A 24,990-nucleotide genomic window follows, 5' to 3' on the forward strand; every position below is an offset into this window, starting at 1 on the left:
AAAACAAGACAATAAGCTCATTCTCTCAGCAAACGCACGTTTTTAATGGTTTTCTACTTTGACAAACCCGTCCGCCCTCGCTATTATTCGCCTCGTTCACACGATTCCTCTGTAGTTCAGTCGGTAGAACGGCGGACTGTTAATCCGTATGTCACTGGTTCGAGTCCAGTCAGAGGAGCCATATTAAAGAAGCCTGATTAAGGAAACTTAGTCGGGCTTTTTGCTATTGCAAATAATGTAATTATCCGGCAAATAACATTGCCAGGCATTCCCAACAACGCCATCGCTCAAATGTGCTAAATGGCGATTATTTATGCCCATGATTACGCTAAATCAAAGGTTTTCCTAACTCGCGGGTTTGGATATTCACTTTCAATAGATAAAAAAAGAGCCAGACATCAATCTGGCTCTCCAATCTTTAAACTAAATCGCTCAGGTTACTTAACTTCGCCCATTGCTTTCAGTTTTTTCGACAGTTCACGACGTTCTTTCGACAGATCGGCATTTTTGATGATGTAATCATCAACACGATCTTCATAGTCGCTGCGCATGTTAGCGATAATGCCCTGCACGTCTTCAATACTCATGCCAGGTTTGATGTATTCGCCCAAGTTATCGAGCAACAGAACGCGTTTTTGGTTATCACGAATTTTCTTTTCGTTATCGACAATTTCACGCTGCAATTTATTTTTGCGACGAAACATACGCACGAACTCCAAAACGTCCTGGAAAGTTGGCTTGCTTACATTTTCCATTTTCACACCTTAGCTAAGTTTTACACAAATTCAATTGCTGACGGCCGGTTGTCTGTTCACCATCACGTCGTGACAACACGCGATCTTAACAATACAGGTTAGCAGCCATCAGAGACAAGATTCATTGACTTATCTTACCTTTTTTACCCGTCAGACAGAAATTTCATCGCCTTTCGCGTCCAAATAATCGGCTAGCGTCGCATGGTCATCTCAATCAAATCGCCCAGTTCTTTCAATTGGCGGGTAATTTCTATGCTCAACCACACATAGCCATAAATAGGCGCCTCGATTTGCTGATTTTTGGTAGCAACTTCAAGCAGTTTTTCCAATTCTACGCTGATCTCACTCAATTCGCTGGCGGCGACCTCCTCATACTCCGGCTGGCCGCTGAGCAGGCACTGACTTAAATTATCCAGAGTACGAATAGTTAGCAACTGAGTATGGCGCAGAGTTTGGACATTCAGCAGTAAAAAATGGCTTTCGCGAGACGACCAATAGGCATCGGCCAACAGTTCCAGCGTAGAAACCACATTGCGATACAGAGTCTGAATCGCATTAAATACCTCTTTATCAATACCCGATTCTTTGGTCGCCGAAGCGATATAACCGCGCATTTTGACCAATCGCGCTAACTCGCTTTTCATTTTGTCCTCTAAACGAGGACGATCGACCACATTAGGTGATAAATAAGCAGCATAGATAGTGCCGATGGCGTGGAGGCTGGTGCTTAATTGCATACGCCAATGGGTAAAAGCCCGCTGCGGATAAATGCTAGTAAATAACAACGCGAGTAAAGAACCCAAAATAACATCGGCGCTGCGCCACAGAGCGGTACTCATATCGACCGAGCCGGAACCGCAAACTAATGCCAAGGTTACACCGATCAATAAAGCCATATAAGGCCGATTGCCCAAGGTTAAATAACCGCAGACAAACATCACTACAAAGCACCAAGCGAGCATAGCGGTTAGAGAATATTGTTGAAGATACAGCGCGACCAGACCCGAAGCTGCCCCGCAGAGAGTTCCGCCAATACGTTGAATAGCGCGAGAAAAGACGTTTCCCCAATAGGAAAGCGGCCCCATCACCACGACCAAAGTAATTAGCGCCCAAGTGGCATCAGGGAAGGCAAGTAAACGCAGGATAAGAAAGGTTAGGACAAAGGCCACGCTAATTCGTAAAGCGTGGGCAATACGGTAATTGCTATAAATCAAATTATCCAGTGGCGTAATTGCTTTATCAAGGCGCACAGCACACTCACCCTATTCGTCAGGAAAGGGCTAATTCTAGCGGAGTAACCAACATCTGGCACTCCGCCAAACATGATAAAATATGACAATCTTGGCAATTGTTGTTGCCGGGTAAGAAGGTGTACTAATTTTATTTAAAATCGATGGCCATTTGTTCCTGAATGGTTAAACCGCGGCTGGACTCTACGCAACAGGCGACATAATCCGTAAAGCGCGGCGGCTTTGCCATTCCCAAACTCAATAATCGCTGATTATTAAAGCGCACATTTAGCATGGCGAATGAGCCATATAACCGCATAGCTTTTAGCATTAAGCGTTCATTACAAGGCCCAAATATATTTTTCAGCTGATTACGCATTTGTACCAAGGCACCGTAATCAACCTGCATATAATTTATTCCCACTGGTTTTTGTTTCGCGGCCAGAGACATCGCATTATCTATTTCGGCAAAACTAACGCTATTCTCTTCACCGGCAGAGATATGATAAATATAGTCAGGTAATTCTGGATGTAATAATAAGCAGACCAATGCATCTGCGCAGTAATCGACAGGAATAACGTCAATATGATCGTCCAGAGAACACATAAACTTCCGCATCATTAATGCCATACGGAAGACCCAGAATATACTGCTGGAAGGCTGGCAGCCTAAGCGGGTATGGCCAACAACAATAGACGGTCGGGCGAACACCAGCGGTAAATCAGGACATTGTTCTGAAAGCAGATTTTCAATGGTTGATTTGGATTTGGTGTATTCGACTAAATGCGCCTCACTGGCCGGAGATAATACCTGCTCATCAACCAGACTTCCTGCATCCGGCGTACAAGACATCGCCGTACCAACGTGTACAAAGCGTTTTAAACCTGTCACCTGAGCCATACGTTTGGCAAAGGCCAGTGTGCCTTCAACGTTAACCTTCCAGATTAACGGATTATTGCCAAAAGAGGCTACCGCCGCACAGTTGATAACATGAGTAACCTCATCCAACCGAGGATCGGAAATAAAACTTTCTGGCTCAGCCAAATCACCTAATAATATATGTCGTTCTGTAACTTTATTCAGATTTTGGGGCGAAAGATAAAATTTTTCTAAATTATGTTTGATACGGGCTAAGCCTTGCTCTGGTGTATTAGCCCGAACCAATAATAAATAATTAAAATCCGAATTTTCTATCAGAAGCTTTTCCAGCACTGCCCCGCCCAGAAAGCCCGTTGCCCCGGTCAATAAAAGTGTTTTCACCGTTTCAAACCCTGTTAAGTATTTTATGTCGAGCATTGTATAAAGGGCTGAGTAAACGGAAGTTAAATAACTCGTTTAATGAATCATTAAAGTCAAAGTTATTTAATTTATAAATGATTCAATATTTTTTTAAGTATAAATATCATTATGTTCCGATTCACATGCGGGGTCGTTCTCATCTTATCTAACTAGGGTAACCCGAGATCCCCTCGGTTTTAGTGATGATAAAACTGACGTGAAAACTATGCTGAGATGATATTCTTGTTACAAAGTGAGTGGCTGCCGTGGGTAAATCTCAGCCCCTAAGCCAGAGTCAATAAAGGTCAATACAAAAGAATGGCAAAACCAACCTCATCACCGACGTTTTACGTCCATGATTACGAGACTTTTGGTCAACATCCGGCGCTGGATCGTCCGGCGCAGTTTGCTGGTGTGCGAACCGATCTGGATTTCAATATCATCGAAGAGCCATTGGTGGTGTATTGCACTCCGGCGGACGATTATCTGCCACAGCCCGAGGCGGTGATGATTACCGGCATTACGCCGCAAACCGCGCTGGCCAAAGGCGTCAACGAGGCTGAGTTTTCCCAACGGATTCATCAGGCTTTTAGCGTGCCCGGAACCTGTATTTTGGGTTACAACAATATTCGATTTGATGATGAAGTCAGCCGTAATATCTTTTATCGCAACTTCTACGATCCTTACGCCTACAGCTGGCAAAATGGTAATTCTCGTTGGGATTTACTGGATGTTATGCGCGCATGTTATGCCTTGCGTCCGGAAGGCATTATCTGGCCGGAAAATGACGACGGCCTGCCGAGCTTTAAACTGGAACATCTGACCAAAGCCAATGGCGTAGAACATTTACAGGCTCATGACGCGATGTCTGACGTACATGCCACCATTGCGATGGCAAAACTGGTTAAGCAGGCGCAACCTCGGTTGTTTGATTATCTCTATCAGCATCGTAATAAGCATAAAATCAATTCGTTAATCGACATTGCCGAGATGACTCCGCTGGTGCACGTTTCCGGCATGTTTGGTGCTGCGCGAGGTAACACCAGCTGGGTTGCACCTCTGGCCTGGCACCCGGATAACAAAAACGCCGTCATCATGTGCGATCTGGCCGGAGATATGTCGCCGCTGCTGGAACTGGATACCGACGCCTTGCGTGAACGCTTATATACTCGTCGAGACCAGCTTTCTGCCAATCAATCTTCTGTGCCAATCAAACTGGTGCATATCAATAAGTGTCCAGTGCTGGCTCCAGCGAAAACTCTGCTGGCAGAGAATGCCGAACGTTTAGGTATCGATCGCCAACGTTGCCTGCAAAATTTGCAATTATTGCGACAAAACCCGCAGATACGCGAAAAAGTAGTTGCCCTGTTTGCTGAAGCCCCGCCTTTTGCTGCATCCAACGATGTGGATGCCCAGCTTTATGACGGCTTCTTTAGTGACGCCGATCGAGCGGCAATGAAGATTATTCAGCAAACTGCGCCGCAAAATCTGCCTGCGCTGGATCTGAGTTTTCAGGATCGACGTTTGGATGAGTTGCTGTTCCGTTTTCGCGCCAGAAACTACCCCAATACTCTGGATGACAGCGAGCAGCAGCGCTGGCTTAACCATCGCCGCGAAGTGCTAAGCCCTGAGCGGGTACAGGAGTATGTGCAGCAATTGGAGCAATTCTACAATCTGTATGAAAGTGATAAAGATAAATTGGAACTATTAAAATCATTGTACGATTATGCTCGCGAATTAGTGAGTTAACTTCTCGCCAAAATGATTACCCGGCGGTGCTATTCAGTCCGCCGATAACACCAATATTGAACATCAGGTTGCCGAGTCGTGCAGATCAGCACTGATAATAAAACAGCGTATTTCGCCCTATTCCAACGGCCAATTCTTTTTACCCGCAGATTGCGGACAAAAAAACGGAGCCAATCGGCTCCGCTTTTCATCACAAATCAATCAAGTTTTATTATCGTGCAAGTTCTTCATTGAACTGCGGTAATGCCTGACGGAAAACACGGGTTTTCCACAGCATATACGCCAGACCAATCGCCCCCCAAACCAGACCTAAGGTCATTGAGCTGCTTTCCAGGTTCATCCACAGCACGCCGACGGTACCTGCACCAATTACCGGCAGAATCAGGTAGTTGATGTGATCCTTAAGGGTACGGTTCAGGCGCTCCCGGATATAGAACTGGGAGATAACCGACAGGTTAACAAAGGTAAACGCCACCAGCGCACCAAAGTTAATCAACGCCGTTGCGGTAACCAGGTCGAAAGACACCGCAGACAACGCTACGCCACCGACCAACAGCACATTGATGGCCGGAGTACGCCATTTCGGATGCACGTAACCGAACACTTTCTCTGGGAATACACCATCGCGGCCCATGACGTACAGCAGTCGGGAAACCCCGGCGTGCGCCGCCATGCCTGAAGCCAGTACCGTGACGCAAGAGAAGCACAGAATCACAGACTGGAAGAACTTACCGGCCACGAACAGCATGATTTCCGGCTGTGACGCATCAGGATCGCTGAAGCGCGAGATGTCCGGGAAATATAACTGCAAGAAATAAGATACCGCGATAAAGATAATGCCGCCGATTAACGCCGTCAGGAAAATGGCTTTCGGAATCACTTTGCCGGCATTTGGCGTTTCTTCAGACAATGAGCTGATACCGTCAAACCCAAGGAATGAGAAACAGAGTATCGTCGCACCGGTTATCATCGGCACCAAATGGGCATTCTCTGAATAGAACGGCTTGGTGCTAACTAATGTACCCGCACCTTCACCCTGATAAACGCCATGAATCAATAGCCCGACGAATACCACCATAATCGCTACCTGTACCACCACAATGATGGAGTTCAGGTTAGCAACCACGTTGATGCCGCGCAGGTTGAACAAGGTCATCAGGCTGACCAACGCCCCAACGAAGATCCACGAAGGCACGCCGGGGAAGATGGCTTCCAGATAAATTTTTGCCAGCAGAATGTTGATCATTGGCATGAACAGATAGTCCAGCAATGACGACCAACCCACCATAAAGCCAACGTGTGGGCTAATGGATTTCTGCGCGTAGGTGTAGGCCGAGCCCGCGGACGGGAAGCGTTTCACCAATTTGCCATAGCTAACGGCGGTAAAGAGAACCGCGATCAAAGCGATGGCGTAAGAAGTCGCGACGTGACCATCGGTCAAGCCTGAAACAATACCAAAAGTATCAAAAATGGTCATCGGCTGCAGATAAGCAAGCCCCATCATAACCACTTGAACCAACGTCAGAGTTTTTCTGAGTTGGACGCGATTGTTGGTGTCTGTCTGATTGGTGCCGACCTGAACAGCTGTATTAAGCGACATGATTCAGCCTCCCCATACCTTCGACCAGATTTGTGTTTGTACCACAAAGTCGAGAGGTGACGGGGAAACTTCGTATCTGCCTGGGATACGCAAGTGGGGTAATGAAAGCGGAATAGCGGGTTGAAAAAATGCCTGCTGCCCCATAATCGCTGCGTGTGCAGCGCATGCCGGTAGGCACCGACGCTAAAGTGAACAATTGCCCCATCTTTCTTTCCTCATAACGGCGATTTCATGGTGTGAATAATCGCACGCGGACCTATTTATCTATCCGGATCGATGCCCGGCCTCTTGATTTGTGAAAACACGAATGCAAAAAAATAACCGACGAGTTATTTAAAACGTCGGCTATTTCTTGGCGCGTATTCTGCCCTAATCCGAGATGAAAAGACAAGACGTTAAAACCATCCCAAACCAGTTTATTTCGCTCTGCGAAGAAAAAAAGCCCTTACCACGCCTTATAAGGCCTGCGCAGCGATGTCTACCTGCTCAATTGCCGCCCGTATTTTCTGTTTATTCAGGCTAATTGGCAGTGCGTGGATGGACTCTCCCGGCTTAAGAATTCGGGTAATCACTTGTTCAATGGCATCACGGTCGCGAATATTGACGTCTAGCGCGGCCAGATGGGTTGGTAAGCCCCAGACTTTAAAGGCAGCAATCAGGTCTTTCAACGCCTGTTCCTGCCCCAGCAAAGCGGTTTGTACCAGAATTCCGTAGGCCACTTTTGTTCCATGCAGGAAACGTGCGGTTTGCGGCAATACCGTCAATCCGTTGTGTACCGCATGCGCCGCCGCCACGCGGGTGAAACGCTCGCCTAATCCCCCCACCATGCCGCCACCGGCAATAATTGCGTCAACTACATCGAGGAAATCCTGCGTTAATTCGCGCCGCGCGACTGCCTGCAATGCCGCCTCGCTCTGTTCCAATAGAACATTACGCACATCCAGCGCCGCCTGTAGACCCAGACGCACCGTCAACGGTAAGGATTTAGGATCGCTGCTTAATACAACGGCTTCATACCATTTAGCCAAGGTATCGCCGATACCGGCCAGCAGATAGGCCACAGGAGCCTGCAAAATAATACGCGGTTCAACCAAAACCAAATGGTTAGCATCATTGAAAATTTCATAATTCAGCGCCTGCCCCTGCTCGGTATACCACACGGATAGAGGCGTCCAGGCGGCGCAGGTCGCGGCAATGGTAGGAATGACCACCAGCGGTAGGCCTAAGCGTCGTGCTACCACTTTAGCGGTATCCAGGACGCCACCGCCGCCAACGCCGATCACCACCTGGCGCTCGGAACCGGCCACACTGACCAGTTCTGCCACGGTGGATTCACTGCAATGGCTGTTAAAGCGCGCCTTAATAGCATTGGCGGAATGAAATTCCGCTGGCAGATAATCCTGCGCGGCGTTTAATGCTCGTTCACCATAAATCCACAGCGCTTTTTCCAATACGGGCTGTGGATAGAATTCACTCAGCTTATCGATAGCACCGGTAAAAGAATAATAGTTGGCAGGCCCTACCTGCACGCGGATTGTGTTCGCACTCATGCCATTTCCTTGCTGATGTTATGAATTTTTTTCAGTTGTTATCAACGGCGATTATTATTACTTTCTAACCTGTCTTAATCCTGTCCGGTCTGATTCATCTTAATGGCTAAGCCAAAGATGTTTAATAATTATTTGCTATAGCTTAACCCTATTAGTTCATTACTAATGATTTAAAACATGTTAAAAAACACCGAGAACAAGCGCATTTTTTGACGTTTTTTTTACGATTTTCGCCTGACGAAACGTTTTTATTACCCCACCGATAAAGCTAACTATTGGGCGGTATTCACCTATTTAGCGGGGCCGTTACAGAAACTTATGCCTACCCTCACCCCTTCTCGCCTGGAAATGCGCAATATTTCACTCTCGTTTTCCGGTTTTCATGCCTTACAGCAGGTCGATTTCTCGCTGGAAGGCGGATCAACCCATGCACTGGTAGGAGCCAACGGAGCGGGAAAATCAACGCTAATGGCGATCCTTTCCGGTGCGCACGGTCACTACAGTGGTGAAATTTTCATAGACGGACAGCGGGTAGATATTCATTCGCCGCTTCAGGCTAAACAGCTCGGAATTCACGTGGTGCAGCAAGAGGTAGATGTTGCTTTGGTGCCAAGCTTGTCGGTAGCAGAAAATATTATGCTGGCAACGCTGGCAGAATCGGGCCACCTGTTCAACTGGCCGCGGCTTTATCGTCAGGCTGAGCAGTTGCTCCAACAATTGGGTTTACCGCTGAACGTTCGCCAGCGCTTGGAATCCTGCACCCTGGCAGAAAAACAGCAGGTGCTGCTAGCGCGCGCCCTTTCCCACCACTGTCGTTTTTTGATTCTGGATGAGCCAACGGCTCCGCTGGATCAGGAAGAAAGCGCCCGTCTGTTTACGGTGGTACGCCGCCTGAAATCGGAAGGTATTGCTATCGTATTTATTTCTCACCGCATCCATGAATTACGCGAGATTTGCGATCAGATTACCGTGTTGCGAGACGGGCGATTTATCAGCCACGGCGCTATGGCCGGGCTGAGCAGTGAGCAAATCGTCGAGAAAATGCTGGGTCATCAGCTAGACGATATATTCCCTCCCCGCCGCCCGCCCTGCAGCGATAAAACCCTTTTGAGCGTCAGTGGATTGCGTGATCCACATAAACTGCGCGATATCAGCCTCCAGCTAAATCAAGGGGAAATTTTAGGCATTGCCGGTTTGGCAGGCGCAGGAAAAACCGAGTTGTGCAAAGCGCTGTTTGGCGCGATGCCCTGTACGGTGAAACAGGCGGAATTACGTGGTCAGCGCTGGCAACCGCATTCGCCGGATCGTTCAGTGACGCAAGGATTGGCGCTGGTGCCGGAAGAACGGCGCAAAGAAGGCATTTTTATTCACGAAAGCATTCCTATGAATCTGAGTGTATGCGCCGACGACAGTTTCTCCCGCTGGAGCATTTTCAGCCGCCGACAGGAATTAAACTGGGCTAAAACACTGATTCAGCGCTTAGGGATACGTACCTCTGCGCCGCAGCAGAAATTGGCTCGACTCTCCGGAGGCAATCAACAAAAAGTGGCTATCGGTAAATGGCTACGGGGAGACGCACAGATACTGATTTTCGATGAACCGACCAAAGGCGTTGATATCAAAGCCAAACAGGAACTATTCGGCCTGATCGACGATTTGGCGCGTCAGGGCAAAGGCATTATCTATGCCTCGGGTGAATTCTCCGAACTGGTAGGCCTATGTGACCGAATTTGCGTGCTGTGGGATGGTCGCATCGTGGCCGAGCTGAACGCCGCAGAAATTAACGAAGAAACGCTATTACTATTTTCAACCGGAGGAACACCCGCGTGAGTAAAGATTCGCCCCTACCTAATGTGCAGCCCTGGCGTCATCAGCTATTTGATTTTCTGTATAAGTGGGGGATGTTACTTACCGTTGTTGCGTTGATCGCCCTGTTTGGTCTGGCTTCGGATAACTTCCTTGATCCGAACAATATCATCAATATTTTACGGTCTATCGCTATTGTCACGGTGATCGCCATCGGCGTATCGATATCACTATCTATCGGCGGTTTCGATCTTTCCGTTGGCTCTACCGCTTCACTGGCCAACGCAGTAGTGGTGTCGCTGTTTGTCTGGTACGGCTTCGGTACCACCGGCGCTATCATTGTGACTTTGCTGGTGTGCGGTTTGGTCGGGTTGTTTAACGCTTTCCTGATTGTGGTACTGAAGATCCCCGATATGTTGGCGACGCTAGCCAGCTTATTTGTCATTCAAGGCGTGGCGATGACCTACAGCTACGGCGGTTCTATCACCCAGAATATGCTGTTGCCGAGTGGCGATATGGCCGAAGGGCTGATTCCGGAGATGTTTTCGGCGTTGGGGCAAGTCCCTGTCATCGTGATTATTATGCTCATTGTGACATTAGTGGTGCAGCTTTATCTATCGCTAACCAAGCATGGCCGTCGTATGTATGCCATTGGCGGCAATCCTGAAGCGGCACGGTTGTCCGGTATTCGCACGGTTCGTTATCGGGTTTTGGCCTATGTGCTTTCCTCACAGCTGGCTGCGTTGGGCGGCATTTTGCTCGCTTCCCGCATCGGTTCTTCACAGGTTAACGCCGGTAGCGGTTACCTGATGGACGCGGTGGCCGCGGCCTATATCGGTTTTTCACTGGCAGGCTCAGGCAAACCAAACGCCTTTGGCACCCTGATTGGCGCGGTGATTCTCGGCGTGCTGCAAAATGGCTTGGTGATGCTTTCAGTGCCTTACTATGCAATGGATATTATTAAAGGGTTGGTTTTGGCGCTAGCGTTGGCGTTGACGTATATACAAAAGCGGTGAGGGTTTTCGATAATTCAGGCAGGATCATGTTTTGAAAGCTTTATAGTTCGGTTTTCTGTGTTTTTAATTCGGCCTTTAAGATAAGAGCACATCGCAGCCTGCTGAATGAAGAACAGAGGATAGGGCAACCCGCCGTGGACGGCGGAGCGAGACGCCATTAGCAGGGAGGCGCCCGTCAGCCGGTGTGATGAACGAGGTGTCCTGTAAAGCAAGCGGCTTTGTGCGGAGGCGCGGATGGTTAAGACTCGCGCCTGCGCGCTTTGACTTGGTTGAGGCTGTAGAAGTGAAATATTCACAAAGCAAATATCAACTGAAACCTGATCCGATTTCAAAGTTCAAAGTTCAAAGTTCAAAGTTCAAAGTTCAAAGTTCAAAGTTCAAAGTTCATATTTTGAAAACCATAAAAAGCACGAAGGAAGCAAAATCGAGAAATTCATCAACCTGCTCCCCCACGACAAGATTGAATAAAAAAAGCCACTTTTCAGTGGCTTCATCAATCGCTTTAATTAAGAAAAAATCAGAAATCGTAATTAACACCAACCATATAACGACGACCGTCCAGCACTTTGTCGCTAACCGTGGTATCAACGCGCTTATCCAATACGTTGTATACACCGCCCATTAAACGGAGTTCTTTAGTGAGCTTATAGTTAGCACCTAGGTCTACAAAGGTATAAGACGGCGTGCGGCCTTTCAGGTTGGTACGATCCAGATATTCAGAGGTTTTACTACGGTAATTAGCCCGAATCCAGGTCGCTAAGTCTTCGCTCGTTTTCCAGTCCAGCGTAGCGTTTACCATATGTTTAGGCATTTGGTTTAACGGTTGACCAGAGAATTTGCCGCTTTTTTGCTTAGATTGAGTAAATGTATAGCTAGAACCTAAAGTCCAATCCTTGCTGATATCCCAATTGAATGTCGCCTCAACGCCGCGCATGGTCGCTTCATCAACGTTAAGACGCTCATTGATATACTGGAAGTTTTCACCATTGACCCTACACTGGCCAGAAGCCGCACCACTCGGTTCGCCACTTGCATCAACATCAGTACACTGTCTACTTTCCGTTATTTTATCGCGGAAATGGGTATTAAAGACGGTAATACCGGCATTGAGATCATCCTGGTTATCCCAAAGGACGCCAATCTCTTCACTCACGCTTTTTTCCGGTTTTAGGCTGGAGTTCCCCATGATTATTGCCGGAGCACCATTACCACCGCCCGTTAATTGTCCCCAATTATCCGTTGCCTGACGCAAATCAGGTGAGCGATAACCAGCAGAAACGCCGCCTTTCAGCGTCCATTCCTCAGCCAGATGCCATACACCATACAAGCGCGGCGTCCAGTGAGTCCCGTAGTTCTGATCCTGATCCATACGAATACCGCCGGTCAGAGCGAAATCGTTGGTCATTTGCCATTCGTCTTCGACAAACAGCGCCCAACTCCAGCGGCTTAATTTCTTGAGATCTTTAGCCGTGCTGAGCTGATTATTGTCATCATACAATTCTTCAAAGCGATATTGGCCGCCCAGAATTAATGTGTGATTATCTAGCAGGAAAGACGTTTGGGTATTAAAGACATTATCGACGCTTTTCATTTTCCGCGATGGATTACGCGTTTCATCACGTTGAACATAGCTGGTTGAATTACCGAAATCATAATAACCATTATGTGTAATAGAATAGTTATTTCGGTCATACTGAACGTCGTTATTTTTATCTGTTTTCTTGACAGAATAACCCGGCGTCACATTTCTATCTTGAACATAATGACCCAATTCAAAATCAAATTCGTTTTTATCATCCGGTGTTAAACTAAATGTCGCAGCACCATTACGCATTCTCTGTTCATTATAACCGTCAATGATTTTATCTTCGCTGCGATGTGAAAGCAGACCGCTGACTTTTAATCCTAATAAACCGTCGATTAACGGGCCGGAGGCATAGGCGTTAGTCTGGAACATATCGCCGGATTTAGAATCTTCCTGCAAGGTGGCATCCGCACGCAGGGAACCGGACCACTCTTTGCCAACTTTACGGGTAATAATGTTGATAACCCCGCCCATGGCATCGGAGCCATACAGGGAAGACATCGGCCCGCGCACCACTTCAATGCGCTCAATGGCAGATAACGGTGGTAACCAGCCCTGCTCAATACCGGAGCCATCGCTGTTCGGGCGCGTACTGCGAGTATCCACCCGTTTACCGTTCACCAGAATCAGAGTATATTTCGCCGCCATACCACGAATGCTGATATCAGTTTTACTGCCGCCGCCGGTGACAACTACGCCAGGAACGTCTTTCAACGCATCGGTCACATCACGATAGGCTTTATTCTCAATCTGTTGACGCGTGACTACAGAGATAGACGCGGCCGAATCCTGAATACGCTGCTGGAAACCGGTTGCGGTAACAACCAGAGTATCTGTCGATGCGGTATTTTTATTATCTGCCTGCGATTGGGCAGATAATATCGCAGCAGTAATCAATACCGCTGTTTTCGTTTTGCTAAAGACTGCCATTACCATTCTCCATGAGGTATTGAAATGTATAAATATTATTTTTATATATTTAGAGTCATTGCTCATTGAAACAGAAATACTGCTTCCGGAATTTCCACTTGAATTTTATTTTTATAATAACTTCGGGGCACGGCTTAATATCACCGCCTTATTTATGTGAAATAATTTAATAAGGCGGTGAGAATATATAATTAAATTGTCGGTTCGGTGACTAATCCATCAATTAATACTTGAGGTGTGCCTTGGGAACAGCGTTCAATTCGCCCTTTAACGCCATACACCTTCGCCAGACTAGCTGGAGTAATCACGTCTTCCGGTACGCCATCGGCAATCAGATTACCGTTTTGCAACATCAAAACGTGGTCACCGTGACGCAAAGCGATATTGATATCGTGCACCACCACAACGGTAATAATGTTGCGCTTTTGGGTTTCCTGCCGCACCAGGTCCATAACGTGGAATTGGTAGTTAAGATCCAAGGCGCTCAGCGGTTCATCCAGCAATAACAGCGATGGCTGGCGGATCAACGACTGAGCCAAACCCACTAACTGCTTCTGACCGCCGGAAAGTTGATCCAGATAACTTAAAGCCAGATGGGAAATACCCAGTTGCTCCAGCAACGCCATGACTTCCGCTTCGCTGCTGGCATGACTACGGCCACCGGACGCCCGCTGCGCGACAATAATCGATTCCAATACGTGCAAATGCACGCCGGCCGGTAACGACTGCGGCAAATACACCACTTGTTCGGCTCGTTGCGCAAAAGGCATTTGCATCAAATCTTTACCATCCAGCCATAGCTGCCCTTCCGCTCGGTTCAAACCGGCTAAAGAACGCAATAACGTGGACTTCCCGCTGCCGTTTGGCCCCAGCAACACGGTGATCTTGCCACGCGGCAGCAAAGGTACGCTCAGATTCTGAATAACCGGACGTTTTGGATAGCCGGTATTAAAATGCTCAATACGTAAACCTGAATTCATACATTCCCCCGATGGCGCAAAATAATACTCAGGAAGAACGGCACGCCCACCAGCGATGTAACGATGCCGACGGGAATAATAACGCCCGGAATCAGGTTTTTCGATGCGACGGAAGCCATAGACAATACCAATGCGCCAATCAGGGCGCTGGCTGGCAGATAAAAGCGGTGATCTTCACCGAAAATCATACGGGCAATGTGCGGTGCAACCAGACCGATAAAGCCTATCGGGCCGACGAATGCCACCGCCAGAGCCGATAACATACTGATGCGCAACAAAGTGCCTAAACGCAGGCGACGCACATCAATACCAAAGCTAATGGCGCGATCTTCGCCCAAACGCAGCGCAGTCAGCTTCCATGAACTCATCATGGAAAGAGGTAACATCAGAGCAAAAATGCCGAGCATAATGCCCAGTTTGGTCCAAGAGGCTCGCGCCAGGCTGCCCATGGTCCAGAATACCAGCCCTTGCAGCGTATCTTCGCTGGCGATGAACTGCATCATGGAAACCAATGCGTTAAAGGTGAATACCAGCGCGATACCAAATAACACCACGCCGGAGGTCGCCACCCGCGTCCAACGCGTAATGCCGTCCAGCATCAACGCCGCGAACAACGCAAAGATAAAGGCGTTAACCGAGATAAACCACTGATCCGGAACCCCCGGAATGCCAATGCCGGAGACTATCGCCAGCGCAGCGCCGAAAGCCGCCGCTGAGGAAACCCCAAGAGTAAAGGGACTCGCCAGCGGGTTATTCAGGATGGTTTGCATTTCAGCACCGGCCAAACCGAGGGAAAGCCCGATCACTACCGCCATCAATGCATAAGGCAAACGAATATCCCACACGATAACTCGGGTGCCCGCATCGGCGCTGGCAGGGTCAACCAGCGTCTGCCACAGGGAGGAGAGTGATAACCCGGAAGGTCCCATGGTGAAATCCAACAGCAGGCAGCCGAGGATTGCCAAAGCCAATACCGCCAAAATTAACAATCGATGGCGCACTATGTTTTGATAGCGCCCCATGACGCCGGTATCAGTCTGACTTTTCACTTTTGGTAAGGGTTCCGCAGTTACACTCATTGTTTCAGTTACCTGTTACAGACTATTTCTTTGAATCAACCCAATATGTCCCGGTTGGCTCAATAGCCAGGAACTGAGAATACAGGCTGTCCATGGTTTTATTTGGATCGAGGTCGGCAAATTGTTCCGGATAGAACCATTTAGCAAAACTCTGAATCGCTAAAACGTTATAAGGAGAGTTGTAGAAATTGTGCCAGATACCGTAGCTTCGCCCCTCTTTTACCGCACTTAGGGTATTGATGCCTTTACGATCCAGAATCTTTTGCAGACTTGCCTGAGCCTGTTCTTGGGTTACTTGCGCCCCCAAAGATATGCCCGGTGCGTTATTGTCCGGCGCTTTACCACCACTAGCAATATAGATATCAGGATTAGCCGAAAGCACTTTCTCCAGATTTACCGTACCCAGTGCTCCCGGCAGCAGGTTTTTAGCGATGTTATTACCGCCGGCCTGATCGATAAAGTCACCCATGTTACCTTTACCGGCAGTGCCGCAGCACTCTTCCATCGCGCCAGCACGCAGCTCGATGAACACGCTTGGTTTTTTCTCGGCGGGAACGGTGTTGGTAATGTCAGTCACTTTACGGACATTATCTTCATAGAATTTGATGTAATCATTGGCTTGCTGTTCGCGGTGCAACACTTTCCCCAATACACGCATACTTGGCAGGGTATTTTTCAGCGGAGAAGTGCGGAAATCAACGAACACCACCGGCACACCGGCTTTCTCTAACTGGTTGACCAATTCGCTGTTTTTACCCGGTCCGTGACCAGATAAACCAAAAATAGCGATATCGGGATTCAGCGTCAGGACTTTTTCCGGGCTGATACTGTCGGCAGTGGTATTGCCTATCAACGGAATATTATCAACCTGCGGGAATTTGGCTTTATAAACGGCGTAGGTTTGGGTATCCAGTTTACGGAAGTCACCCTGCCAGCCGACAATTCGGTCGAAGGGCTTTTTGCCTTCCAGCAGAGAGACTGCGTAGAATAAGCGTCCTTCACCTAATAAAATGCGATCGACTTTGGCCGGAATTTCTACCGAACGCCCTGCCATATCAGTAATATTTTCAGCCCAGGCGCTAAAACCCGCCATTAATGTGCTGCCCATCAAAAGACTGATACTTACACCTTTAGCCATTTTCCGTGATACAGATTTCACGCAGATATCCTTGGTCGTCTTTATAAGATGGCGCTAACAATAAAACAAACGATAATACTTATCAATAAGATTGCTAAAGGTTATTGAATGTAATCTTTTGTAAATACCTATTTTATAAAAATAAATTAACCTACCCGTTTCATTTCCGTCAGCTTAAATAAACAGATCCGACCAATCTTCACGAAAATTTTTGCCCAAGATTTCATAAAAACAATAAGGTGAGAATTATTCCCATTAAAAAAGGGCGATTAAATAATCGCCCTTCTATCACATTAATTTATATTGCCGAACGCTTTCAGCGAAGCAAACAATAAACCTTAATGTTCATCTTTCCATTTCGGGAATTCCATTTCATCGTATTTTACTACTTTGGTTCCACGAGTCAGCTTGTAGCCAAACCAGATAACCAGGAACAGTGGAATGCCGATATAGGTTGCGGTCACGCCGTACCAGTCGATGCGATCTTGCAGGAACGCCTGATAGTTCTGGCCCAGAGTGATAATCAGGCACAGCACGAAGGCGAAAATTGGCCCCAGCGGGAAAAACCCGGACTGGTATGGCAAATCGTTAAGATCACGGCCCTGCTTCATATAACCGCGACGGAAACGGTAATGACTGATAGCAATCCCCAACCAAGCGATAAAGCCGGTCATACCTGAAGTATTCAGTAACCACAGATAAACCGTTTGGTTACCGAACATTGAGCTCAGGAAGCACAAACCAGCGACCACCGTGGTGGCATACAGCGCGTTACGCGGCACACCGCCTTTGGACAGTTTGGCGAAGATACGCGGCGCTTTACCTTCCGAGGCCAACGTGAACAGCATACGGGTCGAAGCGTACATACCCGAGTTACCCGCAGACAATACCGCCGTCAGAATGACCGCATTCATCACCGCCGCAGCGGATAGCAGGCCGGCGTTCTGGAATACCAGAGTGAACGGACTGACGCTGATGTCTTTGACATCGTTGCGCAACAGGTTCGGATCGGTATAAGGAATAATGAGGCTGATAATCAGAATTGCCAGAATATAGAACAGCAGAATACGCCAGAACACTTTGCGAATGGCTCTCGGGATATTTTTACCCGGATCTTTCGATTCACCGGCAGCAATACCGATCAATTCGGTGCCCTGGAAAGAGAAACCGACAATCATCGCCACGCCAATCATCGCAGAGAAGCCACCGGCAAACGGTGCATCGCCAATCGTCCAGTTGTGCCAACCCGCACTTTCACCACCTTTCATGATGCCCACAATCATCAGTACGCCGATGATGATGAACACGATAACCGTAGTGACTTTAATCAGTGAGAACCAATATTCCGCTTCGCCAAAACCTTTAACGGAAATGTAATTCAGCAGGAACATCAGCCCCAGGAACAGTGCGCTCCAGATCCATCCGGGAGTTTCCGGGAACCAATAGTTCATGACTAACTGCGCCGCAACTAGATCCACGGCGATAGTGACCGCCCAGTTATACCAATAGTTCCAGCCCAGCGCGAAGCCGAAACCTTCTTCTACATATTTGGAACCGTAGGTGGAAAATGAGCCTGAAACCGGCATAAAGGCAGCTAATTCGCCCAGGCTGGTCATCAGGAAATACACCATCAAGCCGATCAGTGCGTACGAGAGCAATGCTCCGCCTGGCCCTGCCTGCGAAACCGTAGCGCCCGAGGCGACAAACAGGCCGGTACCAATAGAGCCACCGATAGCGATCATGGCTAAATGCCGCGATTTCAGCTCGCGGCGTAATCTCTGCGCGCCATGCTGCACGGGGATTTTATTATCTGTCTGAGCCATTCTTACCTAATCTGCCCTGAAAAAAACGAGGCGGAATTGTAACAAATCCCGCCAGCGTGGGTAGTCTGAATGCGCTGATATAAGATACCTTCATGATCGCCATCAGATTATTAGTGAAATCCTAATGAAAAAGGCGGTTTTGTCTAAAATATCAACACAATCACGGGGGAACCTCTGGAATATCCATAACCCGAAATCGGGATTACTCTGTCTCAGTACAGTAACTCAGGAAACGTTGCAGCGCGTTGGACAGATGCTTTTGCCGATGATGAACCAGATATAGCGTCCGTACCAACGGCGGTAGCGGCAGTGATATCTCCACCAAACTGCCGTTCGCGAGCTGCTCGGCGATGACTCGCCGGGAAAGACAGCTAATGCCCATGCCATAGCGCACCGCATGCTTTATCGCTTCCGAATTGCCCAATTCCATCAGTAAAGTGAAGTGTGGCAAATGGGTCAGCAGCAAGTGATCCAACACCTCACGCGTTCCCGAACCTCGCTCACGCAAAATCCATACGGCGTCAGCCAGTTCATCCAACGTAATCGGCTTATGGCACAATGGATTATCTGGAGAAGCAAACACCACCAGCTCGTCACTGAGCCAGGTTTGGGTGACCAATTCAGGCATATGGCACGGCCCTTCGATCAGTCCAAGATCGCTACGGAAATCAGCCACGGCGGTAATGACATCCAGGCTGTTGCCAATATTCAGTTCTAACGGAGTTGCAGGAAAATCATGACGATAGCGCGCCAACATAGCGGGCAGCATATAATTGCCAATGGTGCTACTGGCAGCGATGCGGAGTGACCCAACATCCTGTCGGAAGAGTTCTTCTATCTCACTGGTCTGCTCTAATAAGGCTACAGCCTTAGGATAGAGCAGGCGCCCATGCTCGTTTATCACCAGGCGTTTCCCCACCCGGTCGAACAATTGCACGCCTAATTGACCTTCTAAATCAGCTAACGCAGCGCTAACAGCAGATTGTGACAATGCCAAAACCACCGAAGCCTGGGTCGTAGAACCACTTTTCAATACCTCAGTAAATACTTCAAGCTGACGCAAGGTGATATGCATAACAGTCTCTGTAATTGAAATTGGCAGCCCTGCCTTCAATACGCTGGCTTTGAACGCCGCGTTTTAACACAACCCTATAATTTACAATGTTATAAAGATGCGTGGCTACGAGTTAGTGCCGTATTACCGCTGATAATTATCGTATTAAGGGTAACACCTTTATAGAAAAGCGCCGGGTATTGCCGAATAAAATACTGATAAATGCTAATGCAGTGGTTATTCATCATCACCAGATCGAAAAAAAACCAGATGAATTAAGTTGATAACCAAAATTATCAGACCATTCAGCAACAGCCAGGCTAGCAGCAGATAACAGTAGATTTGGTGCAGCGGCAACCCACGTTCGGTGTTAAACGGATTGAAATGCGGCAGGTTGCCAATTGAAAAAGGATTCAGATTATAGAGTCCGAAAAAATAGGCGATAAGCGCAGGAGGCATCAAAAGATATAACACTGCCGTGAACAACATAATTGCCAGCAGCGATTTTTCATATTTTTTAGTATTTTTCATTCAAACGTTAAACCTCTAATTACAATGCTCAGTATACCAGCGAATTTATTTTCACGCATAAACAGTAAGGCGATAGTAGGTCGTAACCATTTTTTTGATTATATATTCGGAAAAAGTATGAACCGACAAACATTCGACCAAAGGCATGGGGACTCACGCCCGAGCCGCAGTTGACACTCTATCAATAGGATAATTAATCAACGAAAGCGCTCAAACTGGGGTAGGCCACTTCGGCTTATCTATTTTCCGGTTGAAAAACGCGCGCCTTACCACTTATACAAATAAGTTATAACCATATAATCAATTTATCTAATCTTCTGACATCCTGTACTATCTCGGCGTGTTTACAGGATGTAGGAGATAACGATGGCAACTCACCAGATTCAGACTCTACAACGGCCGCAGCCCGCGGCACTGATGCGTTTTGTTCCCGGATTGGTACTAACCGGAGCACTGACCGCCGCCGCGATTCACGTGGGCGATATGCCGTGGTTTATCAATCTGGGATTAGGGGCGCTCACGTTAGCCATATTGTTCGGTATTTTAGTGGGCAATACCCTGTATCCCTGGCTACAACCTTCTTGTTCACCGGGCGTGCTGTTGGCAAAACAACAACTTTTACGTCTGGGTATCATTTTGTATGGCTTTCGTCTGACCTTCCAGCAAGTCGCTGACGTAGGTGCAACCGGCATGCTTATCGATCTGATGACGTTAAGCTCCACCTTCCTGCTGGCTTGCTGGCTGGGTCGTAAAGTTTTCGGGCTGGATCAGCAAACCGTGATGCTGATTGGTGCCGGTAGCAGTATTTGCGGCGCTGCGGCGGTGATGGCAACCGAACCGGTGCTAAAAGCCGATGCCAGTAAAGTGGCGGTGGCGGTCGCAACCGTGGTGATCTTCGGTACTTTGTGCATTTTCATTTATCCGTGGTTTTATCAGCTAAATCTGCACTACCAATGGCTACCGATCGGTCAGGAAACCTTTGGGATTTTTGCCGGTTCAACTATTCATGAAGTGGCTCAGGTCGTCGCGGCTGGCCATGCTATCGGCTCGGATGCGGAAAATGCCGCAGTCATCACCAAAATGATTCGCGTTATGATGCTGGCTCCTTTCCTGCTCGTGCTGTCAGCCTATCTCAGCCGCAGTCGCCAGCCAGAATCCGGTTCGCAGAATCAAAAAAGTGCCATTACCATTCCGTGGTTTGCGGTGATTTTCATCGCCATGGCCGGTTTCAATTCGCTGCATTTACTGCCAGAAACCGTCGTTAGCCATTTGATTACGCTGGACACTATTTTGCTGGCAATGGCCATGGCCGCGCTAGGGTTGACCACGCATATCGGCTCGATTCGTCAGGCTGGAATGAAGCCTTTATTACTGGCGCTCATGCTGTTTGTCTGGCTGATTATCGGCGGCGGTGGCATTAATCTGTTGGTTCAACATTGGCTTGGCTGATTTCCCCATTGAAGTCACATCCTACCCTCTGCCGGTCTTCGGCAGAGGGTTTTTTATTCCTTTATCCGCAATCTGCCTTCAGCCATTCAATCAAGTCGTTATCAATGTCATAATGAGCGAGTGATTAAAGGAGAATTGAATGAAATTTGTCGGTGCACATGTCAGCGCTGCGGGCGGCGTAGATCAAGCCGTCATTCGGGCGAACGAAATCGGGGCTACCGCATTTGCCCTGTTTACTAAAAATCAGCGCCAATGGCGTGCAGCTCCGCTTCCTGAAGATGTGATTGAAAAATTCAAACGAGCCTGTGAGAAATTTAACTACAGTCCCGCCCATATTTTGCCTCACGACAGTTACCTGATTAACCTTGGCCACCCGGTCACGGAAGCGCTGGAGAAATCTCGCGAAGCCTTCATCGACGAGCTGACGCGCTGTCAGCAACTGGGGCTGACCTTGCTGAACTTTCACCCCGGTAGCCATTTAATGCAAATCGATGAAGACCGCTGTCTGGCGCGCATTGCCGAATCGATCAATATCGCGCTGGATGCAACTCAGGGCGTGGCTGCCGTCATCGAGAACACCGCTGGTCAGGGCAGTAATCTCGGGTTCAAATTTGAACATCTGGCCGCCATTATCGACGGTGTAGAAGATAAAAGCCGCGTCGGCGTATGTATTGATACCTGCCACGCCTTTGCCGCTGGCTATGATTTGCGTACAGAAGAAGACTGTCAGAATACTTTTGCCGCGCTGGGTGAGATCGTCGGTTTCGAATATTTACGTGGAATGCATTTGAATGATGCCAAAAGCGAATTTAACAGTCGGGTCGACCGCCACCACAGTCTGGGCGAAGGTAACATCGGGAAAACCGTCTTCAGCTACATTATGCGCGATCCGCGTTTTGACAATATTCCGCTGATTCTGGAAACCGTTAACCCGGATATCTGGCCGGAAGAAATCGCCTGGCTGAAATCACAGGAAGAAATCTAGTCATCACCATTATCTAAAGTATGCCTGCGGGTTTAACCCCGACGGGCATTTTGCTGTAGTGGCAAGCTCCACTGAGTAGATACAGCTCGGCAGCGCCTTTTTCGCCGTTGAGAGCCGCTCCCCCAATACTGCTGGCTGGCATTCTTACCCCATTGCAGCTGCCCGCTATCCGATAATCCACTCAAATAGACTTTCTCTCCCCTTTTATGCGTCTTTATTACTTCAGCCTGGGTAATGACTTCAGCCTAGGTAGTTTTGCGCAATACATCGCGAATATGTTTGATGGTACCCGGAAAAAATACCGGCGAAACCACGCGATCCAGCCGGCAAGTACTGAGCAGATCATCGCGGGAAATCACGTCATCGGCGCGGTGATACAGGTGTTCCGGTAATAACACCTTATTTATTGATAAGACGTATTATTCATCATTAATGGTCAGCAAATTCTAACGCTTGTTTAACACAATAGAGCCATTCATCCCGCCCTCCTTATTAAACAAAACGTAGTAAGGTGACGAAATAAGTGATGAGGTATAACGAATTGGGCTGCGATTCTTCTGATCAAACGTCAAAAACACTGAACAAAGTCAGATTTATTATTCGACTAACAATACATACGGCGAGTTAATAAATGGGCCAGTAACAAATTAACCGTCTGAAATATAAAACTCTATATTTCCAATAAAAAAATACCAGTCAGGGTTAACTGACTGGTATCGATAATTTATTTTAATGCTATTTAAGTGTTGCTAATAATGCATTAAGCCACTTTCACCAATGCAGCATCAGGGCGTTTCAGCATCGCGTACAAGCCACCGGCCAAAACAGTACCGGCGATGATCGCCACCAGATACAGCAGTACCGGATGAATCGCCCCAGGGATCAGCAGCACGAACAGACCACCGTGAGGTGCCATCAGTTGTGCGCCGAATGCCATAGAAAGTGCACCGGTCAGCGCGCCACCAGCGATACAGCACGGCAACACACGCATTGGGTCGCGAGCGGCGAAGGGAATCGCACCTTCAGAGATAAAGCACAGACCCAGTACCAGCGCCGCTTTGCCCCCTTCCTGCTGGCCTTTGTCGAACTTATGACGTGCCAGCAGAGTTGCCAGACCCATTGCCAGTGGTGGCACCATTCCCGCTGCCATGATGGCAGCCATTGGTGCATAAACTGACGAGCTCAGCAGTGCTACACCAAAGGCGTAAGCGGCTTTGTTCACCGGCCCCCCCATATCGGTACACATCATGGCACCCAGAATGGCTCCCAGCAGCACCGCATTGGCCGTCCCCATGGATTGCAGCCAGGCAGTCAGGCCACTCATGATTTTTGCCACCGGCGTACCGACCACATAAATCATCACTAAACCAACTATCAGGCTGGCCACCAGTGGGATAATCAGTATCGGCTTAAGCGCCTCCATACTTTGCGGTAAACGCAGTTTGGTACTGATGGCTTTAGCCACATAACCGGCGAGGAAACCGGCGATAATCCCACCGAGGAAACCGGCGCCAGTGCTGACGGCCAGCATCCCGCCTATCAGACCCGGCGTTAAACCTGGGCGGTCAGCGATGGAGAAGGCAATAAAACCGGCCAATACCGGCACCATCAGGGCAAAGGCAGAGCCACCACCGATTTGCATCAGGGCCGCAGCCAACGTCCCTTTTTCTTCAAAGGCTTTAATACCGAATACGAAGGACAGCGCGATACACAAACCACCGGCAACCACCATCGGCAGCATGTAAGAAACACCGGTCAACAGGTGGCGATAAGCACCACCGCCCTCAGATTTTTTCACGCCGGTATTGGCGCTACCGGCAGATTTCGGCTGATACACTTCAGCCTCAACCAAAGCTTTATCCAATTCCTGCACGGTTTTCTTCAACGCCAGACCGGTAGAAGTGCGATACATCGGTTTACCGGCAAATTTATCCAGATCCACTTCAATATCGGCTGCCACAATCACTAAATCAGCCGCCGCCACTTCCTCCGGCGTAATCGCATTGCCAGCGCCTACGGAGCCACGGGTTTCGACCTTCACCCACCAGCCGCGTTTTTTAGCTTCACTTTCAATAGCTTCAGCAGCCATAAAGGTGTGCGCCACGCCGGTTGGACAGGCAGTAACCGCCACAATACGTTTTGGCCCTTTGGCTGATGCTGCCGCAGGAGCTTCAACGCTAGCCTGATAAGGTTGCGCTTTTGCAATGGCATCTGCCAGAAAAGCATCCGGATCGCGAACCGCTTTAGCCAGGTCGCCGAGATACACTTTTTTGCCGTTTAATGCGCCGTCGGCCGGTATTGCCGAACCGGTAACAATCACCAGCTCCGCGTCTTCCGCTTTATCAACCCATGTAAGACCGGCTTTGCTGGCCGCGGCGCCCAGCATTAACGTCGCCAGATGGCCGCTGGCCTGTCCATGCGCGCTGTCTAGTATCAGTAGCGTTTTCATTTC

The 24,990-nt window shown here is 48.5% G+C and carries 19 protein-coding genes and 1 tRNA gene; 6 read left to right on the plus strand and 14 right to left on the minus strand.

Features of this window, described 5'->3' with window-relative positions:
• The first annotated feature begins 105 nt into the window (after positions 1 to 105).
• Positions 106 to 181: transfer RNA gene (locus tag DBA33_RS08975), tRNA-Asn, on the plus strand.
• 256 nt (positions 182 to 437) lie between these two features.
• Here the strand turns inward: DBA33_RS08975 and tmaR are convergent.
• The 3 genes from tmaR to DBA33_RS08990 all read right to left on the minus strand — a co-directional run bounded on the left by tmaR (position 438) and on the right by DBA33_RS08990 (position 3,245).
• Positions 438 to 755, minus strand: a complete 318-nt coding sequence (gene tmaR, locus DBA33_RS08980; RefSeq protein WP_064517499.1) for a PTS system regulator TmaR — start codon at positions 753 to 755, stop codon at positions 438 to 440.
• A gap of 191 nt (positions 756 to 946) precedes the next feature.
• Positions 947 to 2,005: an FUSC family protein gene (locus DBA33_RS08985; protein ID WP_064517496.1), complete on the minus strand. Its 1,059-nt coding sequence runs from the start codon at positions 2,003 to 2,005 to the stop codon at positions 947 to 949.
• 130 nt (positions 2,006 to 2,135) lie between these two features.
• Positions 2,136 to 3,245 carry an SDR family oxidoreductase gene (locus tag DBA33_RS08990; protein ID WP_064517494.1) on the minus strand — a complete coding sequence of 370 codons (1,110 nt, stop codon included), beginning with the start codon at positions 3,243 to 3,245 and terminating at the stop codon, positions 2,136 to 2,138.
• 336 nt (positions 3,246 to 3,581) lie between these two features.
• On the opposite strand from DBA33_RS08990, the gene sbcB reads away from it, so the two are divergent.
• Positions 3,582 to 5,012 carry an exodeoxyribonuclease I gene (sbcB, locus tag DBA33_RS08995; protein ID WP_064517492.1) on the plus strand — a complete coding sequence of 477 codons (1,431 nt, stop codon included), beginning with the start codon at positions 3,582 to 3,584 and terminating at the stop codon, positions 5,010 to 5,012.
• Between the two features lie 211 nt (positions 5,013 to 5,223).
• Here the strand turns inward: sbcB and DBA33_RS09000 are convergent, their stop codons facing one another.
• Together DBA33_RS09000 and DBA33_RS09010 are read right to left on the minus strand one after the other, a co-directional pair.
• Positions 5,224 to 6,612 (minus strand): APC family permease, encoded by a 1,389-nt coding sequence (locus tag DBA33_RS09000; RefSeq protein ID WP_120806285.1) that lies wholly within the window; start codon positions 6,610 to 6,612, stop codon positions 5,224 to 5,226.
• Between the two features lie 455 nt (positions 6,613 to 7,067).
• Positions 7,068 to 8,162, minus strand: coding sequence for an oxidoreductase (locus tag DBA33_RS09010; RefSeq protein WP_064517486.1), 1,095 nt, complete (start codon positions 8,160 to 8,162; stop codon positions 7,068 to 7,070).
• A gap of 318 nt (positions 8,163 to 8,480) precedes the next feature.
• Between DBA33_RS09010 and DBA33_RS09015 the strand changes: the two genes are divergently transcribed.
• Both DBA33_RS09015 and DBA33_RS09020 read left to right on the plus strand, forming a co-directional pair.
• Positions 8,481 to 9,992 carry a sugar ABC transporter ATP-binding protein gene (locus DBA33_RS09015; protein WP_064517483.1) on the plus strand — a complete coding sequence of 504 codons (1,512 nt, stop codon included), beginning with the start codon at positions 8,481 to 8,483 and terminating at the stop codon, positions 9,990 to 9,992.
• A complete protein-coding gene (locus DBA33_RS09020; RefSeq protein WP_064517480.1) occupies positions 9,989 to 10,984 on the plus strand; it encodes an ABC transporter permease in 996 nt (331 codons plus the stop codon). Before DBA33_RS09015 ends, DBA33_RS09020 begins: the two co-directional genes overlap by 4 nt.
• Positions 10,985 to 11,501: 517 nt before the next feature.
• On the opposite strand, the gene DBA33_RS09025 is transcribed toward DBA33_RS09020, so the two are convergent.
• From DBA33_RS09025 to DBA33_RS09055, 7 genes are all read right to left on the minus strand, one after another.
• On the minus strand, positions 11,502 to 13,505 hold the full coding sequence (locus tag DBA33_RS09025) for a ligand-gated channel protein (protein ID WP_064517477.1): 2,004 nt from the start codon (positions 13,503 to 13,505) through the stop codon (positions 11,502 to 11,504).
• A 185-nt stretch (positions 13,506 to 13,690) separates the two neighbouring features.
• Positions 13,691 to 14,479 (minus strand): ABC transporter ATP-binding protein, encoded by a 789-nt coding sequence (locus tag DBA33_RS09030; protein ID WP_120806286.1) that lies wholly within the window; start codon positions 14,477 to 14,479, stop codon positions 13,691 to 13,693.
• Complete coding sequence (locus DBA33_RS09035; RefSeq protein ID WP_064517472.1) at positions 14,476 to 15,558, minus strand: iron ABC transporter permease; 1,083 nt, start codon at positions 15,556 to 15,558, stop codon at positions 14,476 to 14,478. The genes DBA33_RS09030 and DBA33_RS09035 overlap by 4 nt, the downstream gene beginning before the upstream one ends.
• A 22-nt stretch (positions 15,559 to 15,580) precedes the next feature.
• Positions 15,581 to 16,666 (minus strand): ABC transporter substrate-binding protein, encoded by a 1,086-nt coding sequence (locus tag DBA33_RS09040; protein WP_275482613.1) that lies wholly within the window; start codon positions 16,664 to 16,666, stop codon positions 15,581 to 15,583.
• Between the two features lie 368 nt (positions 16,667 to 17,034).
• Positions 17,035 to 18,519 (minus strand): amino acid permease, encoded by a 1,485-nt coding sequence (locus DBA33_RS09045; protein WP_064517466.1) that lies wholly within the window; start codon positions 18,517 to 18,519, stop codon positions 17,035 to 17,037.
• Positions 18,520 to 18,721: 202 nt separating this feature from the next.
• Complete coding sequence (gene yieE, locus DBA33_RS09050; protein ID WP_064517463.1) at positions 18,722 to 19,594, minus strand: DNA-binding transcriptional regulator YeiE; 873 nt, start codon at positions 19,592 to 19,594, stop codon at positions 18,722 to 18,724.
• A gap of 216 nt (positions 19,595 to 19,810) precedes the next feature.
• Entirely contained in the window at positions 19,811 to 20,104 is a 294-nt protein-coding gene (locus DBA33_RS09055) for a hypothetical protein (protein ID WP_064517460.1), read from the minus strand.
• A gap of 366 nt (positions 20,105 to 20,470) precedes the next feature.
• Here DBA33_RS09055 and DBA33_RS09060 point away from each other — a divergent pair, with 366 nt between their 5' ends.
• Both DBA33_RS09060 and nfo read left to right on the plus strand, forming a co-directional pair.
• The gene (locus tag DBA33_RS09060; RefSeq protein WP_064517457.1) at positions 20,471 to 21,553 is read left to right on the plus strand and encodes a YeiH family protein; all 1,083 of its coding nucleotides are present in this window, start codon (positions 20,471 to 20,473) and stop codon (positions 21,551 to 21,553) included.
• 139 nt (positions 21,554 to 21,692) lie between these two features.
• Positions 21,693 to 22,538 carry a deoxyribonuclease IV gene (gene nfo / locus DBA33_RS09065; protein WP_064517454.1) on the plus strand — a complete coding sequence of 282 codons (846 nt, stop codon included), beginning with the start codon at positions 21,693 to 21,695 and terminating at the stop codon, positions 22,536 to 22,538.
• Between the two features lie 13 nt (positions 22,539 to 22,551).
• On the opposite strand, the gene DBA33_RS21160 is transcribed toward nfo, so the two are convergent.
• Entirely contained in the window at positions 22,552 to 22,680 is a 129-nt protein-coding gene (locus DBA33_RS21160; protein WP_256966685.1) for a hypothetical protein, read from the minus strand.
• A gap of 618 nt (positions 22,681 to 23,298) precedes the next feature.
• Entirely contained in the window at positions 23,299 to 24,987 is a 1,689-nt protein-coding gene (gene fruA / locus DBA33_RS09070; RefSeq protein ID WP_064517451.1) for a PTS fructose transporter subunit IIBC, read from the minus strand.
• Positions 24,988 to 24,990: the final 3 nt, after the last annotated feature.

It is taken from the genome of Yersinia sp. IP36721 (assembly GCF_003634395.1).
GTDB classification, from domain to species: domain Bacteria; phylum Pseudomonadota; class Gammaproteobacteria; order Enterobacterales; family Enterobacteriaceae; genus Yersinia; species Yersinia entomophaga.

Bases quoted from the DNA above. Each gene is read 5' to 3' on its own strand.
- DBA33_RS09030 (WP_120806286.1), bottom strand. From the start codon at position 14,479: ATGAATTCAGGTTTACGTATTGAGCATTTTAATACCGGCTATCCAAAA.
- DBA33_RS21160 (WP_256966685.1), bottom strand. From the start codon at position 22,680: ATGCCAGCCAGCAGTATTGGGGGAGCGGCTCTCAACGGCGAAAAAGGC.
- DBA33_RS09010 (WP_064517486.1), bottom strand. From the start codon at position 8,162: ATGAGTGCGAACACAATCCGCGTGCAGGTAGGGCCTGCCAACTATTAT.
- nfo (WP_064517454.1), top strand. From the start codon at position 21,693: ATGAAATTTGTCGGTGCACATGTCAGCGCTGCGGGCGGCGTAGATCAA.
- DBA33_RS09060 (WP_064517457.1), top strand. From the start codon at position 20,471: ATGGCAACTCACCAGATTCAGACTCTACAACGGCCGCAGCCCGCGGCA.
- fruA (WP_064517451.1), bottom strand. From the start codon at position 24,987: ATGAAAACGCTACTGATACTAGACAGCGCGCATGGACAGGCCAGCGGC.
- DBA33_RS09035 (WP_064517472.1), bottom strand. From the start codon at position 15,558: ATGAGTGTAACTGCGGAACCCTTACCAAAAGTGAAAAGTCAGACTGAT.
- DBA33_RS09000 (WP_120806285.1), bottom strand. From the start codon at position 6,612: ATGTCGCTTAATACAGCTGTTCAGGTCGGCACCAATCAGACAGACACC.
- DBA33_RS09025 (WP_064517477.1), bottom strand. From the start codon at position 13,505: ATGGTAATGGCAGTCTTTAGCAAAACGAAAACAGCGGTATTGATTACT.
- yieE (WP_064517463.1), bottom strand. From the start codon at position 19,594: ATGCATATCACCTTGCGTCAGCTTGAAGTATTTACTGAGGTATTGAAA.
- DBA33_RS09055 (WP_064517460.1), bottom strand. From the start codon at position 20,104: ATGAAAAATACTAAAAAATATGAAAAATCGCTGCTGGCAATTATGTTG.
- DBA33_RS09045 (WP_064517466.1), bottom strand. From the start codon at position 18,519: ATGGCTCAGACAGATAATAAAATCCCCGTGCAGCATGGCGCGCAGAGA.
- sbcB (WP_064517492.1), top strand. From the start codon at position 3,582: ATGGCAAAACCAACCTCATCACCGACGTTTTACGTCCATGATTACGAG.
- DBA33_RS09040 (WP_275482613.1), bottom strand. From the start codon at position 16,666: ATGGGCAGCACATTAATGGCGGGTTTTAGCGCCTGGGCTGAAAATATT.
- DBA33_RS09015 (WP_064517483.1), top strand. From the start codon at position 8,481: ATGCCTACCCTCACCCCTTCTCGCCTGGAAATGCGCAATATTTCACTC.
- tmaR (WP_064517499.1), bottom strand. From the start codon at position 755: ATGGAAAATGTAAGCAAGCCAACTTTCCAGGACGTTTTGGAGTTCGTG.